Source organism: Streptomyces sp. bgisy159, from assembly GCF_057707805.1.
Map to the genome: position 1 here is coordinate 38,951 of NZ_JBYIQX010000015.1, position 14,011 is coordinate 52,961.

A 14,011-nucleotide genomic window follows, 5' to 3' on the forward strand; every position below is an offset into this window, starting at 1 on the left:
TGGGAGGGGCCGCCGGGCCCCTCCCACCCTGGGTGGTGGCCGGTTACGGCTGCGGCGTGGCGTGCGGGGCGCAGGTCACGTCCGCGGTGTCGAGCGTGCCGTTCAGCAGGTAGGCGTCGACCCTGCTGTTGACGCAGGAGTTGACCAGTCCGGTGACGCCGTGGGAGCCGGCGCCCTTCTCGGTGATCAGGCGGGAGCCCTGGAAGCGCCGGTGCAGTTCGACGGCCCCGGCGTAGGGGGTGGCGGCGTCCCGCTCGGACTGCACGATGAGCACCGGCGGGAGCCCGTGCCGCGTCCTGACGTCCACCGGGGTGCGCTGCTTGACCGGCCAGGTGGCGCACGGCAGGTTCATCCAGGCGTTGGCCCAGGTCATGAACGGGTGGTCGCGGTGCAGCCGGGTGTTGTCACGGTCCCAGGTCCGCCAGTTGCGGGGCCACTTGGCGTCGGTGCACTCGACGGCCGTGTAGACGGCGTTGCCGTTCTCCGAGGCGATGTTGCCCTCGGTGTCGGACAGGTCGGGGGCGGCGGCGTCGATCAGGGGCTGGGGGTCACCGGCGACGTACTTGCTGAAGGCCGCGGCGACCCGCTTCCACGCGGAGTCGTAGTACGGGGCGGCCTGGAAGAAGCCGATCAGCTCGGCCGGGCCGACGACCCCGCCCAGCGGGTGCGCTTCGGCGGTGGCGCGCAGGTCGAGCCACTTGGCCTGCACGGCGTCCCGGGTGGTGCCCAGGTGGTAGGTGGCGTCGTGGGCGGCGACCCAGTCCTGCCAGTCCCGCCAGCGGGTCTCGAACGCGACGTCCTGGTCCAGGTTGGCCTGGTACCAGATCTTCTCGCGGGACGGGTTGACCACGCTGTCGACGACCATGCGGCGCACATGGCCCGGGAAGAGGGTGCCGTAGACGGCGCCGAGGTAGGTGCCGTAGGAGACGCCGAGGAAGTTGAGCCGGCGCTCGCCGAGGGCGGCGCGGATGACGTCCAGGTCGCGGGCGGTGTTCGGGGTGGTCATGTGCGGCAGCATGGCGCCGCTGCGCTCCTGGCAGCCCTCGGCGTACTCGCGGGCCAGCTTGCGCTGGGCCCGCTTGTCGGCCTCGTCGTCCGGGACCGGGTCGGCCTTGGGCGCCTTGACGAACTCCTGCGGGTCCGCGCAGGAGATGGGCGCGGAGTGGCCGACACCGCGCGGGTCGAAGCCGACGAAGTCGTAGGCCTTGGCCACGTTGGCCCACACCGCGCTGCCGGTGGTGACCCGGCGCGGGAAGTACAGCCCGGAGCCGCCGGGCCCGCCCGGGTTGTAGACGAGCGCTCCCTGGCGCTCGTGCGGCGTGCCGGTGTTGCCGATGCGGTCGACGGCGAGCTTGATCTGCTTGCCGTAGGGGTGGGCGTAGTCGACCGGCACGGTCACCCAGCCGCACTGGATGGGCTTCTCCAGGCCCCAGTCGGCCGGGCAGTCCTGCCAGTCGATCCCGGTCTTCGCGGCCCGTGCGGCGGCGATCGCCGCGCCGCGCTGCTCCCGGCCCTGGCCGTGGCGGTCGGTGGTGGCGCCGGCGGTGGGCGCGGCGACGGCGCCGGCCAGCAGCGTCGCGGTGACGAGCACACCGGCCGAACCCAGCGCGCGCGTCCGTCTGTTCGGTCGTATCTCCCTCAACTGAGGTACTCCCCCTACCTGGTGACATGCGGACAGTTGGTCAGGGGGGATCCTCGCCGCTGTGCGGACCCGGGCAACAGGTCTCGCGGGGCTTCTTTGCCAATCCGATAAGCGTACGGTGCGCACCGCTCACCGGATGGCCACGCGGACCTCGTCCAGGGCGGCGTCGAGTACTCGGCGCAGCCGCAGTCCGTCCGCCGCCACGGCGGTGACCAGCACGGCGGGCCCGGCCAGGGGCAGCAGGGCGGCGGTGTCACCGAGGACCCGGGCGGCCACCGGTCGGTCGTGCAACTCCGGTGATACGAGGACCACTTGGCCCACGGCGCGATGTCCGGCCAGTACGGCGGGCCCGTCCCAGCCGCCCGGTGCGCCGGGGCCGCAGGCCAGTTCCTGGTCGAGCACCGCGCGTTCACCGATCCGCAGGACGAGCCGGCTGGTGAGCCGCCCTGGCTCCTCGCCGGTCCGGCCCAGCACCTGCTCCTCCCGCAGCACCAGGCCGGCCGTGGGGGCGAGGTCGACGCGGGTGGTGACCCGCAGGTCGCTGCCGCGGGCGGAGATCAGCGGCTCGGGCAGCCAGCGCAGCCGGGCGTGGTCGGCGACCCGGATCCGGACGTCGTAGCAGGCGTGGTCCTTCACCTGGCCGGGGAGGGCCAGCGTGGCGGCGGCGGAGGACAGCCGCAGCCGGGCGTGCTCCGCCACGTCCGCCCGCACGGCGAACCGGTCGCCGCCGAGCGGCCCGCTCATCGCGCCGACGAGCACGGCGTGCGCCTCGCCGTCCGTGCCCCGGGCGCGGCGCAGGGCCAGGGGCCCGTCGCTGCCGAGCACCGGCAGGGCCGTGCCGCCCCGGCCGTCGGCCCGGGCCACGATGCGCGCGGCGGCACGGACGCCGAGCGTGCCGGCGGCGCTCACGCGGTCCACGCGGCGAGCCGCTCCCGCACCCAGGCGGCGACGTCGCGCACCCCGGCCTCGCCGCGCAGCGACTGCAGGACGACCGGCAGTCCGGCGCGCTGCGCCTCGGCGTCGGCGGCCATCCGGCCGAGGTCGGACCCCACGTGGGGAGCGAGGTCGGTCTTGTTCACCACCAGCAGGTCGGCGGTGGTGACGCCGGGGCCGCCCTTGCGGGGGATGTCGTCCCCGCCGGCCACGTCGATGACGAAGATCTGCGCGTCCACGAGCCCCTTGGAGAAGGTGGCGGTCAGGTTGTCCCCGCCGGATTCCACCAGCACCAGGTCGAGCGGGCCGACGGCGTCCTCCAGGTCCTCCACGGCCTCCAGGTTGGCGGAGATGTCGTCCCGGATCGCGGTGTGCGGGCAGGCCCCCGTCTCCACGGCGGCGATCCGCTCGGGCGGCAGCACGGCCTCCCGCAGGAGGAACTCGGCGTCCTCGCGAGTGTAGATGTCGTTGGTCACCACCGCCAGCGAGAACTCCGCGCGCAGCGCCCTGCACAGGGCGGCCACGGTGGCGGTCTTCCCGGAACCCACGGGCCCGCCGAGCCCGATGCGCAGGGCTCGGCGGGCCCCGTCGGGCCGGCGGGCGTCGGCGCTGACGGCGGCGGGGCCGTCGTGTGAGTGGTCGAGGTGCATGGAGCTCCGTAAGTCGTCGGGCGGCCCGTCAGGGCCGGCTGAGGGGGTTGTGCCGTCCGTGGCTTCCGAGGGGGATGCGGAGCCTGCCGCGGCGACGGCGGCAGGCCCGCGGGGTACGCGTGGCGGTCTACGACGCGAACAGCCGGACCGGCCGGGCCGCGTGAGCCTCCGCCCCGATCTCCAGCACGGGCGCGGAGGCGGCGGGCAGCGCGTCCACGCCCTCCTCGGCCGCCGCCCGTCCCGCGGCGACCGCCCGGTCCACGACGATGTCCGTCTCGGGCGCCAGCCGGGCCAGCACCGCCGTCGCGTCGAAGGGGTCGAGGCCGAGCAGCCGGACGACGGCCGTCGCCGGTCCGCTGACGCTCTCGTAGGCCGCGCAGTGCGCCGCGTCCTCGGGACCGAGGCCGGCGGCGCGGGCGGCCAGCCCCAGGACGACCGGCTGGTGGGCCCCCTTGGGGAACGCTCGTGCCAGCGCGTCGAGTTCGGCGGAGGGCCAGGTCGCCCGGGCGGCCCTGGTCAGCTGCCGTCCCAGCTTGCGCGCCGCGACACGCAGCGCCGGGGAGGGGGTCCGGGCGTCGGCCGCCGCGTCCAACTCGGCCGGTGCGGCGCCGAACGCCGCCGCGGCGGCGAGTGCGGCGGCCACCAGACCCGTCGTGTGCAGCCGGCCCCGGCAGAAGTCCGCCAGATCCGCCGCGCCGGTGATCCGGCCGGCCCCGACCGCGGCCTCCGCCCCGCCGGAGTGCGCGTGCCCTCCGGCGGGGAAGCGCCCGTCGGCCAGGACCAGCAGTGCGGCCCGTGTCATGAGGACCCCCGTCAGAAGAGGAAGTAGCGCTGGGCCATCGGAAGTTCGGCCGCCGGTTCGGCCTCGACCAGTTCGCCGTCGATGCGCACGGCGAAGCTGTCGGGGTCGATCTCGACGCGTGGGCGGGCATCGTTCTCCCGGAGGTCCGCCTTGGTCACCCCGCGCGTCGAGTCGATCGCGACGAATCGCTTGCCCAGCTCCAGCCGCTCCGGCAACCCGTCATCGATCGCGAGCGCGGCCACGAAGTTGACCGAGTTGGCGGCCGGTGCCCGCCCGATCGCCCCGTACATCGGGCGGGGCAGGATCGGCTGCGGCGTCGGGATGGAGGCGTTGGCGTCGCCCATCTGCGCGTAGGCGATCTGCCCGCCCTTGAGGACGAGGTGCGGTTTGACGCCGAAGAACGCCGGTTCCCACAGCACCAGGTCGGCGAGCTTCCCGATCTCCACCGAACCCACCTCGCGGGCCAGCCCCTGGGCGAGTGCCGGGTTGATCGTGTACTTGGCGACGTACCGGCGGACCCGGTGGTTGTCCGCGCGCCCGTCGCCGGGGAGCGCGCCCCGGCGCCGCTTCATCACGTGCGCCGTCTGCCAGGTCCGCAGGATCACCTCGCCGACCCGGCCCATGGCCTGGGAGTCGGACGAGATGATCGAGATGGCGCCGAGGTCGTGCAGGATGTCCTCCGCGCCGATGGTGGAGGGCCGGATCCGGGATTCGGCGAACGCCAGGTCCTCGGGTACGGCCGGGTTCAGGTGGTGGCACACCATCAGCATGTCGAGGTGTTCCTCGGCGGTGTTCACCGTGTACGGCCGCGTCGGGTTGGTGGAGCTGGGCAGCACGTTGGGCTCCGAGACCACGGTCATGATGTCGGGCGCGTGCCCGCCGCCCGCACCCTCCGTGTGGTACGCGTGGATCCCGCGGCCGGCGATCGCGGCGAGGGTGTCGCCGACGAACCCGGCCTCGTTCAGGGTGTCCGTGTGGATGGCGACCTGGATGCCGGTCCGGTCGGCCACCGTCAGCGCGGCGTCGATGACGGCCGGCGTCGAGCCCCAGTCCTCGTGCAGTTTCAGGCCGAGGGCGCCGCCCCGGATCTGGGAGAGCATCGCCTCGTGCGAGACGGTGTTGCCCTTGCCGAGGAAGCCGATGTTCAGCGGGTACTGCTCCATCGCCGCCATCATCCGGGCGAGGTGCCAGGGGCCGGGCGTCACGGTCGTCGCCTTGGAGCCCTCGGCCGGCCCGGTCCCGCCGCCGACCAGCGTGGTCACGCCGGACGCCAACGCCTCGTCGGCGATCTGCGGGCAGATGAAGTGGACGTGCGCGTCGATCGCCCCGGCGGTCAGGATCCGCCCGTTGCCGGCGACGACCTCCGTCTCGGGTCCGATGACCAGGTCGGGGTGGACGCCGTCCATGGTGTCGGGGTTGCCGGCCTTGCCGATGCCGGTGATCCGGCCGTCCCGGACACCTACGTCGGCCTTGACGACGCCCCAGTGGTCGACGATCACCGCGCCGGTGATCACGGTGTCGGGGGTGCCGTCCGCACGGGTGGCGCACGCCTGGCCCATGGATTCCCGGATGACCTTGCCGCCGCCGAACACCGCCTCGTCCCCGGCGAGTCCGGGCCCGCCGCAGCGGTCCTCCTCGATCTCGACCAGCAGATCGGTGTCGGCGAGCCGGATCCGGTCTCCGGTGGTCGGCCCGAACAGGTCGGCGTACGCGGCACGCGAGATCTCAGGCACCTGCCGCTCCGTCCGTCCCGCCGCGCGGGCGGCTGGTGTCGCTGTCGCCGGCGCGGCGCCCGCGCGGGCCGGTGGTGCTCCGCGGCCCGGCGGTCCCGGGTGCGTCGCCCCCGTCGAGGGCGCCCGCGGTCTCCCCGCGGAGCCCGGGCACGATCCGCGCACCGGCCAGGGGGACGAGTCCCACCTCGACGGGGATGCCCGGCTCGAAGCGCACGGCGGTGCCGGCGGGGACGTCCAGCCGTCGGCCGCGGGCGGCGGTGCGGTCGAACTCAAGGCCGGGGTTGGCTTCGGCGAAGTGGTAGTGGGAGCCGACCTGGACGGGCCGGTCGGCGGCGTTGAGAACGGTCAGCCGGGTGACCTCGCGGCCCTCGTTGCAGACGATCGGGCCGTCCGCGAACAGGATCTCGCCGGGAATCATGGCTCTCCCTCAGACGATCGGGTCGTGGACGGTGACGAGCTTGGTGCCGTCCGGGAACGTCGCCTCGACCTGCACCTCGCGGATCATCTCGGGGACGCCGTCCATGACGTCGTCCCGGGTGAGCAGCTCACGCCCGGAGGACATCAGCTCCGCGACGGTACGGCCGTCGCGTGCGCCTTCGAGCAGGTGGGAGGTGATGAGGGCGACCGCCTCGGGGTGGTTGAGCCTGAGGCCGCGGGCCCGGCGCCGGTCGGCGACGTCGGCCGCCACATGGATCAGCAGCCGCTCCTGCTCGTGCGGGGTCAGTTGCACGTCCCACCTCACATCCTCGCTGTGGGCCGTACGGGGCCCGGTCGCCGCGGCCCCGGGCAACGTGCCGGGTGGCGTGGAGGGGCAGGCTAGTTGGGGCGCATTTCCGGCAAGTAAACCGAGCTGTGGTCCCCTCGGGGGACCCGCGTCCCTCGTTCAGGTGCCGGAGCGCGGCCCCCGTACGCCGGCCAGGCCCCGCAGACCGTCCTGGAGCACCGCGACGGGTGCCGCGCCGAAGAGGACCTGCTGGACGAGGAACCCCTGCACGGCGGCGATCATGGTGCTCGCGACGTGCTCCGGCGGAACGTCGGCGGGCATCATCCCGCTGTCCTGGTAGGCCCGGACCAGCGTCATCCAGCCGTCGTGGACGCGGCTGTAGCCCTCGTGCATGGTGGCGGCGAGTTCCTTGTCGCGCAGGGTCTCCGCCCACACCTGGACCACCAGGCGGGGGAAGGCCGGCTCGCCGTCGCAGGTCAGCGACGCCCGGGCGCCGAGGGCCCGGCCGAGGACCGAGCCGACCAGTTCGTCCGGGGGCGGCGGGGGGCTCAGCCGGGCGGCCTGCTCGAAGGCGCCCCGCACTTCGTCGAGCACCTCGGTGACGATGGCGCGGATGAGCTCGTCCTTGCCGCTGAAGTAGCGGTAGACCGCGCCTGCGGACAGGTCGGCCTCCTTGAGCACGTCCTGCATCGAGGTGGCGTGGAAGCCGTTGCGGGCGAAGCAGAGCGCGGCGGCGTCGAGGATCTGCCGACGCCGGGCGTCGAGATGCTGCTGGGATACGCGAGCCATACCCCCAAGCTAAAACGAACGTTCCTTCTTGACAAGAGGCGGCTACCGGAGCACGGTGAGGGCAACTGTAAAACGAACGATCCTTCTTTTTTGGGGGAAGTCATGCCCACCAGCAGCACCGCCTCGCCCACCGGCGCCGCGCAGCCCGCACAGCCCGCCGAGGCCGCCCCGCCCCCCGTCGGCCGCCGGCTGCTCGCCGCCACCCTGCTCGCCCCGGCCCTGGCACTGCTGGCCCTGTGGGCCTTCGCATGGCCGGCCGCCCGCACCGCGCCGCACGACCTCCCGCTGGGCCTGGCCGGACCCGCCGCCGCCACCGCCCCGCTGGAGCAGCGACTGCGCGAGGGGCACGAGGGCGCCTTCCGGATCCACCGCTACGCCGACGAGGCCGCCGCCCGCGAGGCCGTCGAGGACCGGACCGTATACGGCGCCGTGGTCGCCGCACCCGACGGCCCGAAACTGCTCACCGCCTCCGCCGCGAGCCCGGTCGTCGCCCAGCTCCTGCGGCGAGCGGTGGGCGAACAGGCCGCCGCGAGCGGGACACCGCTGCGGACCGAGGACGTGGTGGCCGCCCCGGCGGCCGATCCGCGCGGCGCGACCCTGACCGCGAGCGTGCTGCCGCTGGTGATGGCCGGGCTCGCGGCCGGGTCGGCGGTGACACTGCTCGGGCTGCGCGGCGGCCGGGCCGCGGTCGCGCTGACCGGCGCCGCCGGGCTGGTCGGACTGGCCGCCGCCACCCTCGCCGACAGCTGGCTCGGGGTGCTCGACGGGAACTGGTGGGCCGAGGCGGGAGCGTTCGGTCTGGCCACGCTGGCCGTGGCCGGTGCGGTCGCCGGGGCCGCCGCGCTGGCCGGCCGGGCGGGAATCGCCCTCGTCGGCGCCCTGATGATGCTGATCGGCAACCCGTTCTCGGGTGCCGCGACGGCACCGCACCTGCTGCCCGAGCCGGTGGGCACCCTCGGCCAGTGGCTGCCGCCGGGCGCGAGCGCCTCGCTGCTGCGTTCGGTGGGTTACTTCGGCGGCGCGGCGGCGACCGGCCCCCTGATCACCCTCGCCTGGTGGGCCGCGCTGGGCCTCGCGGCGGTCCTGCTCGGCACCCGGCTGACCTCCCGCGCCGGGAGCCCGGCACCGGCGGTCGAGCGGGAACTCGCCCCCGCGAGCTGACCCCGGCCGGCTCCGCGCGGGACCGGCGCGCCCTCCGCTCGGCGGGTGCCGGCCTCGGTACGGGGCCGGCGAGTCCGTCAGGACGGGTTCGACCCCGGATGTTCCGCCGCGATGCCGAACCGGCGATGCTCGCGGGCGGCGGCCCCGGCCTCGCGCACCGCGGAGACCGAGCTGATCACCTGGTCGGTGATGGGGGCGTCGAGGGCGTCGAGGCGTTCCAGGTCGGCGGCGGAGACCAGGGCGACGAGGGGCTTGCCGTGCCGGGTCACGACGACCCGTTCTCCGCCGTACACCACCCGGTTGATCAGTTCGGCGAGCTCAGCCCGGGCTTGCGTCACTGGGATCTCGTAGGCCATGCTCCCACCTTACGTCATGTACGTCCTGTACATTTTTTACGGACGCCGAAGGAGGGGGCTCACATGATCCGGCCGTCAGCCCGTCACGTTCTGCCCGAGTTCACCGAGCGCACCGGCCCCGGTCACCGCACGACGGATCCGTACGGGAAGCTGCTGGAGGAGCGGATCGTGCTGCTCGGCACACCGGTCGACGAGACGTCGGCGAACGACGTGGTGGCCCAGTTCCTCCATCTGGAGCACCGGGAGCCCGACCGGGACATCGCGCTGTACATCAACTCGCCGGGCGGTTCGCTCGACGCCATGGCGGCGATCCACGACACCATCCGGTACGTGGGCTGCGATGTCGCCACCACCTGCCTCGGCCGGGCCGGTTCCGCCGCCGCGGTACTGCTCGCGGCGGGCGCCCCGGGCAAGCGGCAGGTGCTGCCCGGGGCGCGCGTGACGCTGCGCCAGCCGGCGCTGTCCGGCCCGGTGACCGGCCAGGCGAGCGATTTGGCCCTCCAGGCCGAGGAGTTGACACGGCTGCGGGCGCTGCTGGTGGAGCTACTGGCCCGGTACACCGGGCGCGACCGGGAACGGGTGAGCGCGGACATCGAGCGGGAGCGGGTGCTCGACGCGCGGGAGGCGGTGGAGTACGGGCTGGCGGACCGGATCGTGGCCGGGCGCACCGAGTCGCTCTCCGGGTCCGGCGGGAGGTGAGACGGTCGATGCTGCCCCCCGAGCTGCCGCCCCTGCCCGCTCTGACGCGCGCGGAGGCGGAGTTGATCGACCGTTACCTCGACGTGGTCGATCTGATCGGCCGGATCAATCCGTCCCGCCCCGGTGACACCTACGGCGGGCTGCGAGCGGCCCAGACCCTGGTCGGCAAGGCGATCGCGCTGCGGGACGCCCTGGAACTGATGCACCAGCGCGGAGAGAGCGAGGTCCACGCACCCACGCTGGCGCGTGCGCTGCGCGTGCTGGACGGCGACCGCCGCACGGCGCGCGTCGCCCTGCCGCCGCTCTCCGACAGTTGACCCACCCGCCACCGGGTGCCGCCCGACGGCCGGGTGCGGCGGGTGTCCTGACCGCGATTCAAACGGCCCAAGGGAGTTACCCACGGTTGGAGTACCGAGGGACCGAATTTTCGACCAGCGGCGAGGGTCCCCGGCTTGCGCGACGCGCGTAGCTTCGGGTCGTATCGGGACATTTCTTCGCTGGTCCGCAGGGTCATGGGCCTCTTGACACCAGGTCGCGGATCGGGATGTCCACCCGAACGGGTGAGTGGTGAGTAACACCACAAATCCTCGGTTCCGTTGGGATTTTCGGACATCGGTCAGCCAAGATCCCTGACTGACGACAAGCCCCCGCCACAAGCGGCGGGGCGGTCCGGGCGGACGCCGAGTCCTGCCGCCGCCCGGACGACCGGTCGACAGGATGGTTCGGCAGGAGTGGAGGACCCGAGCACGACGGGTCGCCGGCACGGTCACGCCATGACCGGACCGAGGGACTCTTGGGGTGAAGCCGCGTCAGCGGCCGGGCAACTTCGCCAGCCCGAATCCGACAGGTCATCCTTCACAGGCGGCTGACGAAGGGTTGCGCATGACCGCGCTCAATCGTGTCCCGTCCCTCATGGTCCGGGCCGGTACGGCCTCGGCCTTCGCCATCGCCGCCGTGGGCGGCTCGATCGTGGTCCCGGGTGCCGCCGCCGACGCGGAGGCCGTCACGCCGGCGACGAAGGCCCTGCAGATCGCGGCCTCGAAGAAGGGCTCGCCCTACCGGTACGGCGCCGCCGGCCCCCACCGCTTCGACTGCTCCGGGCTGACGATGTACTCGTACAAGAAGGCCGGCAAGAGCCTGCCGCGGACGGCGGCCCAGCAGTACAACCGGACGCGACACGTCTCCGCGTCCAGCCGCAAACCCGGTGACCTGGTCTTCTTCCACTCCGGGTCGAACGTGTACCACGTCGGTCTCTACGCCGGTCACAACAAGATCTGGCACTCGCCGAAGACGGGGGACGTCGTGAAGCTGCAGAAGCTCTGGACCAGGAGTGTCTGGTACGGGCGCGTCCGCTGATTCCCAGGCCCCGGAGCGGACTCCCTGACAACCCTTCCGGGGCCTGCCCGCCGCCGCCCCGCGGGCCGTGTCCGGCGGGGCGGCGGATGAGGGACACGGGGGGCACGGGGGCACGAACGGCCGGGGCAGCGGTAGACGGGACAGGATTCCGGGGGCTACTGCTCCTGGGGGCCCGCCATGTCCTGGGGGCCCGCCATGGTCACCTGTTCGGCGGGGACGGCCCAAGGGACCTCTACGGACACCGTCTTGCCGCCCTCGCGGGTGGGCCGTACGCGCAGCCTGCCGCCGCACTCGGCGGTGAGGCAGCGGATGATGACCATGCCGCGGCCGTTGTCCTGCTGAACGGCGGCCGGGAGGCGTCTGGGGAAGCGCGGGTGGCTGTCGGTGACACCCACCCGCAGGTTCTCGTCGTGTTCGAGAACCAGGTCCACCGTGAAGGTGGGTGATCTCCCGAAGGTGTGCTGTACGGCGTTGGTGGCGAGTTCGGAGACGATCAGACGGATGGTGTCCGCGAGGTCGGCGTCCACCGGCAGCCCCCACTCCCCCAGGGTGCCGACGGCGAAGGCGCGCGCTGCCGCGACCGAGCCGGGATCGCTCGGCAGGGTGACGGATGCTTCCAGGTGGTCTGCCATGGCGACGTCGTCCCTTTCCCGCGGGACCGGAGTCCGACACGCTGCGGATGGTTCGAGTACGGTCCCGGACTGGTGCTTCGTCGTCAGCCTGCCATTGCCGCACCGGTCACGGGGGCGATCCACCAAGATATGCATATATCTGTCCCCCGAAGCGGTGAACTCTGCCACGGCAGCGCGTTGCCCGGGGGTTCGTCGGCAGTTGGGAGTACTCCATGCAGCACGGCCCCGTGGTGCGCCGCCGCAAACTCGGCGCCGAGCTGCGTGCGCTGCGCACCCGCGCGGGTCTCACCAGTGGTGAGGCGGCCCGGCTGGCGGGGTGGCACCAGTCCAAGGTGAGCCGCATCGAGACCGGGACGAGCGGTGCGAAACCGTCCGACGTCCGGTTACTGCTCGACACCTACGGCGTCGCGGACCCCCAGCTGCGCCGGCTCATGCTGATGCTGGCCGGCGCCGACGGCGCCGGCGCCGGACGGGAGCACTGGTGGCAGGCCTACCGAGGCGTGCTGCCGCCCACCTACCGGGACTTCATCAGCCTGGAGTCGCAGGCCACCGCGATGCGCACGCTGGAGACCACCGTGGTCCCGGGGCTGCTGCAGACCGCTGCTTACGCACGCGCGGTGACCCGGGCCGCGGTGGAGGGAGTGTCCGAGGACCGCCTGGACACGCTGGTCGAGGTCCGGCTGGCCCGGCAGGACGTCCTGCGGGCGAATCCGCCGCTGCGGCTGTCCGCGGTACTCGACGAGGCGGTGCTGCGTCGCGAGGTCGGCGGCCCCGAGGTGATGGCGGAGCAGCTGCGCCGCCTGGTGAGCGCCGCGCGCCTGCCCCAAGTGCGGCTGCAGGTGCTGCCGTTCGCCGCCGGGGCGCACATCGGGGTCACCGGACCTTTCGTTGTCTTCTCATTTTCGAGCACTTCTGATCTGGATGTGGTTGTTCTCGACCACTTGACGAGTAGCCTCTATCTGGAGCGGAAAGAAGACCTCCGGGCCTACACCGAGGCCTTCGACGCCCTTCGGATCCACGCCCTTTCGCCCGAGGACTCGCTGGATTTCATCGCCGCACTAGGTGACGGCGGTGCATAAGGAGGCACCCCCCATGACCGCATCGCCTCGGCACGTCCCCTCCACCCCCCGACCGGCCGACGTGCGCTGGCTGCGCAGCAGCTACAGCACGGGAGCCAACAACTGTGTCGAGACCGCCCGCCCGGCCACCGGGCCCTGGGCCGGACGGCTCGCCGTACGCGACTCGAAGAACCCGTCCGGACCCGCGCTGCTCTTCTCGCCCGAGAGCTGGACGGACTTCACGGCCGCGCTGCGCTGACCACGGCCGCGGCGACCGCCGCGCCCCGCCGGGACACGGGCGTGGACCGCCCGCTCACGGCCGCGTCTCGCCGATCACCCGTACCGCGTGCTCCAGTTGTGCCTCGGTGAGGTCCGCCCGCGCGGTCAGCCGGAGCCGTGAGACACCGTCGGGCACGGAGGGAGGACGGAAGCAGCCCACGACCAGACCGGCCGCACGGCAGTCGGCCGCCCACCGCACGGCCTCGTCCCGCGAGGGCGCGCGCACCGAGACGACCGCGGCGTCCGGACGGACCGCCGTCAGACCCGAGGCCGTCAGCCGGGTGTGCAGCTCGCCCGCCACCGCACGCACCCGTGCCGCCCGTTCCGGTTCGCGGCGCAGCAGCCGCAGGGCGGCCAGGGCGGCTCCCGCCGCCGCCGGGGCGAGGCCCGTGTCGAAGATGAAACTGCGGGCCGTGTTCACCAGATGGGCGATCACCCGTGCCGGGCCGAGCACCGCGCCCCCCTGACTGCCCAGCGCCTTGGACAGGGTGACGGTGACGACCAGGTCGTCGGCGCCCGCGAGACCCGCCGCGTGCGGGGCGCCACGCCCGCCCGCGCCCAGCACGCCGAGGCCGTGGGCGTCGTCCACGACCAGTCCGGCGCCGTACTCCCGGCAGGCGGCGGCCAGTGCCGTCAGCGGGGCGGCGTCGCCGTCCACGGAGAACACCGTGTCGGACACGACGAGGGCCGGCCCGTCATGGGCGCGCAGCGCCTTGCGCACCGCCTCCGGGTCGGAGTGCGGCACCACCTCGGTGGCGGCGCGGGCCAGCCGGCAACCGTCGATGAGGGAGGCGTGGTTGTCGGCGTCGGCGACGATCAGGGAACCGCGCGGGGTCGTCAGCGCGGTGACGGCGGCCAGGTTCGCCGCGTACCCGGAGGAGAAGACCAGGGCCGCCTCGAAGCCGCAGAACCCGGCCAGCTCGCGCTCCAGCTCGGCGTGCAGCTCGGTGGTGCCGGTGACCAGCCGGGAGCCGGTGGCGCCGCCGCCCCAGGTCCGGGCCGCCGCGGCGGCGCCCTCCACGACCTCGGGGTGGCGGGCCAGGCCCAGGTAGTCGTTGCTGGCGAGATCGAGCAGCGGCGAGTCGGCGGGGCGGGGGCGCAGGGTCCGTACGAGTCCGACGCGGCGGCGCCGCTCCGCCTGTTCGTCGATCCAGCCGAACGCCATGGGTCCTCCGGGGCTTTTGTAGGTAGCGCACA

Annotated in this window: 16 protein-coding genes, 1 pseudogene and 1 riboswitch; of the genes and pseudogenes, 6 read left to right on the forward strand and 11 right to left on the reverse strand. The window is 73.6% G+C overall.

The features are described from left to right. Nucleotides 1–43 precede the first annotated feature (43 nt). From AC3ET3_RS16885 to AC3ET3_RS16920, 8 genes and pseudogenes are all read right to left on the reverse strand, one after another. Nucleotides 44–1,642 (reverse strand): alpha/beta hydrolase, encoded by a 1,599-nt coding sequence (locus tag AC3ET3_RS16885; protein WP_432136918.1) that lies wholly within the window; start codon nucleotides 1,640–1,642, stop codon nucleotides 44–46. Nucleotides 1,643–1,771: 129 nt separating this feature from the next. Further along, nucleotides 1,772–2,560 carry an urease accessory protein UreD gene (locus AC3ET3_RS16890; RefSeq protein WP_432159130.1) on the reverse strand — a complete coding sequence of 263 codons (789 nt, stop codon included), beginning with the start codon at nucleotides 2,558–2,560 and terminating at the stop codon, nucleotides 1,772–1,774. Then, nucleotides 2,548–3,225: an urease accessory protein UreG gene (ureG, locus tag AC3ET3_RS16895; RefSeq protein WP_432136916.1), complete on the reverse strand. Its 678-nt coding sequence runs from the start codon at nucleotides 3,223–3,225 to the stop codon at nucleotides 2,548–2,550. The genes AC3ET3_RS16890 and ureG overlap by 13 nt, the downstream gene beginning before the upstream one ends. A 127-nt stretch (nucleotides 3,226–3,352) precedes the next feature. Continuing rightward, on the reverse strand, nucleotides 3,353–4,027 hold the full coding sequence (locus AC3ET3_RS16900; protein ID WP_432136915.1) for an urease accessory protein UreF: 675 nt from the start codon (nucleotides 4,025–4,027) through the stop codon (nucleotides 3,353–3,355). Between the two features lie 11 nt (nucleotides 4,028–4,038). Then, a complete protein-coding gene (locus tag AC3ET3_RS16905; RefSeq protein ID WP_435612419.1) occupies nucleotides 4,039–5,760 on the reverse strand; it encodes an urease subunit alpha in 1,722 nt (573 codons plus the stop codon). A 112-nt stretch (nucleotides 5,761–5,872) separates the two neighbouring features. Then, nucleotides 5,873–6,178 (reverse strand): annotated as a pseudogene (locus AC3ET3_RS16910) (urease subunit beta); the annotation flags it as partial. A gap of 9 nt (nucleotides 6,179–6,187) precedes the next feature. Continuing rightward, the gene (locus AC3ET3_RS16915) at nucleotides 6,188–6,490 is read right to left on the reverse strand and encodes an urease subunit gamma (protein WP_432136913.1); all 303 of its coding nucleotides are present in this window, start codon (nucleotides 6,488–6,490) and stop codon (nucleotides 6,188–6,190) included. Between the two features lie 153 nt (nucleotides 6,491–6,643). Continuing rightward, a complete protein-coding gene (locus AC3ET3_RS16920) occupies nucleotides 6,644–7,273 on the reverse strand; it encodes a TetR/AcrR family transcriptional regulator (protein WP_432157116.1) in 630 nt (209 codons plus the stop codon). 102 nt (nucleotides 7,274–7,375) lie between these two features. Here AC3ET3_RS16920 and AC3ET3_RS16925 point away from each other — a divergent pair, with 102 nt between their 5' ends. After that, entirely contained in the window at nucleotides 7,376–8,434 is a 1,059-nt protein-coding gene (locus tag AC3ET3_RS16925; protein ID WP_435612420.1) for an ABC transporter permease, read from the forward strand. Between the two features lie 77 nt (nucleotides 8,435–8,511). Here AC3ET3_RS16925 and AC3ET3_RS16930 read toward each other — a convergent pair whose 3' ends face one another. Next, nucleotides 8,512–8,790 (reverse strand): type II toxin-antitoxin system Phd/YefM family antitoxin, encoded by a 279-nt coding sequence (locus tag AC3ET3_RS16930; protein WP_435612421.1) that lies wholly within the window; start codon nucleotides 8,788–8,790, stop codon nucleotides 8,512–8,514. Between the two features lie 63 nt (nucleotides 8,791–8,853). Here AC3ET3_RS16930 and AC3ET3_RS16935 point away from each other — a divergent pair, with 63 nt between their 5' ends. From AC3ET3_RS16935 to AC3ET3_RS16945, 3 genes are all read left to right on the forward strand, one after another. Further along, entirely contained in the window at nucleotides 8,854–9,489 is a 636-nt protein-coding gene (locus AC3ET3_RS16935; RefSeq protein WP_435612422.1) for an ATP-dependent Clp protease proteolytic subunit, read from the forward strand. A gap of 8 nt (nucleotides 9,490–9,497) precedes the next feature. After that, a complete protein-coding gene (locus AC3ET3_RS16940) occupies nucleotides 9,498–9,806 on the forward strand; it encodes a hypothetical protein (protein ID WP_432136908.1) in 309 nt (102 codons plus the stop codon). Between the two features lie 442 nt (nucleotides 9,807–10,248). Next, nucleotides 10,249–10,368: riboswitch (cyclic di-AMP (ydaO/yuaA leader) on the forward strand. A gap of 3 nt (nucleotides 10,369–10,371) precedes the next feature. Next, nucleotides 10,372–10,845, forward strand: a complete 474-nt coding sequence (locus AC3ET3_RS16945) for a C40 family peptidase (protein WP_432136907.1) — start codon at nucleotides 10,372–10,374, stop codon at nucleotides 10,843–10,845. A 155-nt stretch (nucleotides 10,846–11,000) separates the two neighbouring features. On the opposite strand, the gene AC3ET3_RS16950 is transcribed toward AC3ET3_RS16945, so the two are convergent. Beyond that, complete coding sequence (locus AC3ET3_RS16950) at nucleotides 11,001–11,477, reverse strand: ATP-binding protein (protein ID WP_432136906.1); 477 nt, start codon at nucleotides 11,475–11,477, stop codon at nucleotides 11,001–11,003. A 212-nt stretch (nucleotides 11,478–11,689) separates the two neighbouring features. On the opposite strand from AC3ET3_RS16950, the gene AC3ET3_RS16955 reads away from it, so the two are divergent. Together AC3ET3_RS16955 and AC3ET3_RS16960 are read left to right on the forward strand one after the other, a co-directional pair. Continuing rightward, entirely contained in the window at nucleotides 11,690–12,556 is an 867-nt protein-coding gene (locus AC3ET3_RS16955; protein ID WP_432136905.1) for a helix-turn-helix domain-containing protein, read from the forward strand. A 13-nt stretch (nucleotides 12,557–12,569) separates the two neighbouring features. Beyond that, the gene (locus AC3ET3_RS16960; protein ID WP_432136904.1) at nucleotides 12,570–12,794 is read left to right on the forward strand and encodes a DUF397 domain-containing protein; all 225 of its coding nucleotides are present in this window, start codon (nucleotides 12,570–12,572) and stop codon (nucleotides 12,792–12,794) included. Nucleotides 12,795–12,848: 54 nt separating this feature from the next. On the opposite strand, the gene AC3ET3_RS16965 is transcribed toward AC3ET3_RS16960, so the two are convergent. Continuing rightward, nucleotides 12,849–13,979, reverse strand: a complete 1,131-nt coding sequence (locus AC3ET3_RS16965) for an 8-amino-7-oxononanoate synthase (RefSeq protein WP_432136903.1) — start codon at nucleotides 13,977–13,979, stop codon at nucleotides 12,849–12,851. Nucleotides 13,980–14,011: the final 32 nt, after the last annotated feature.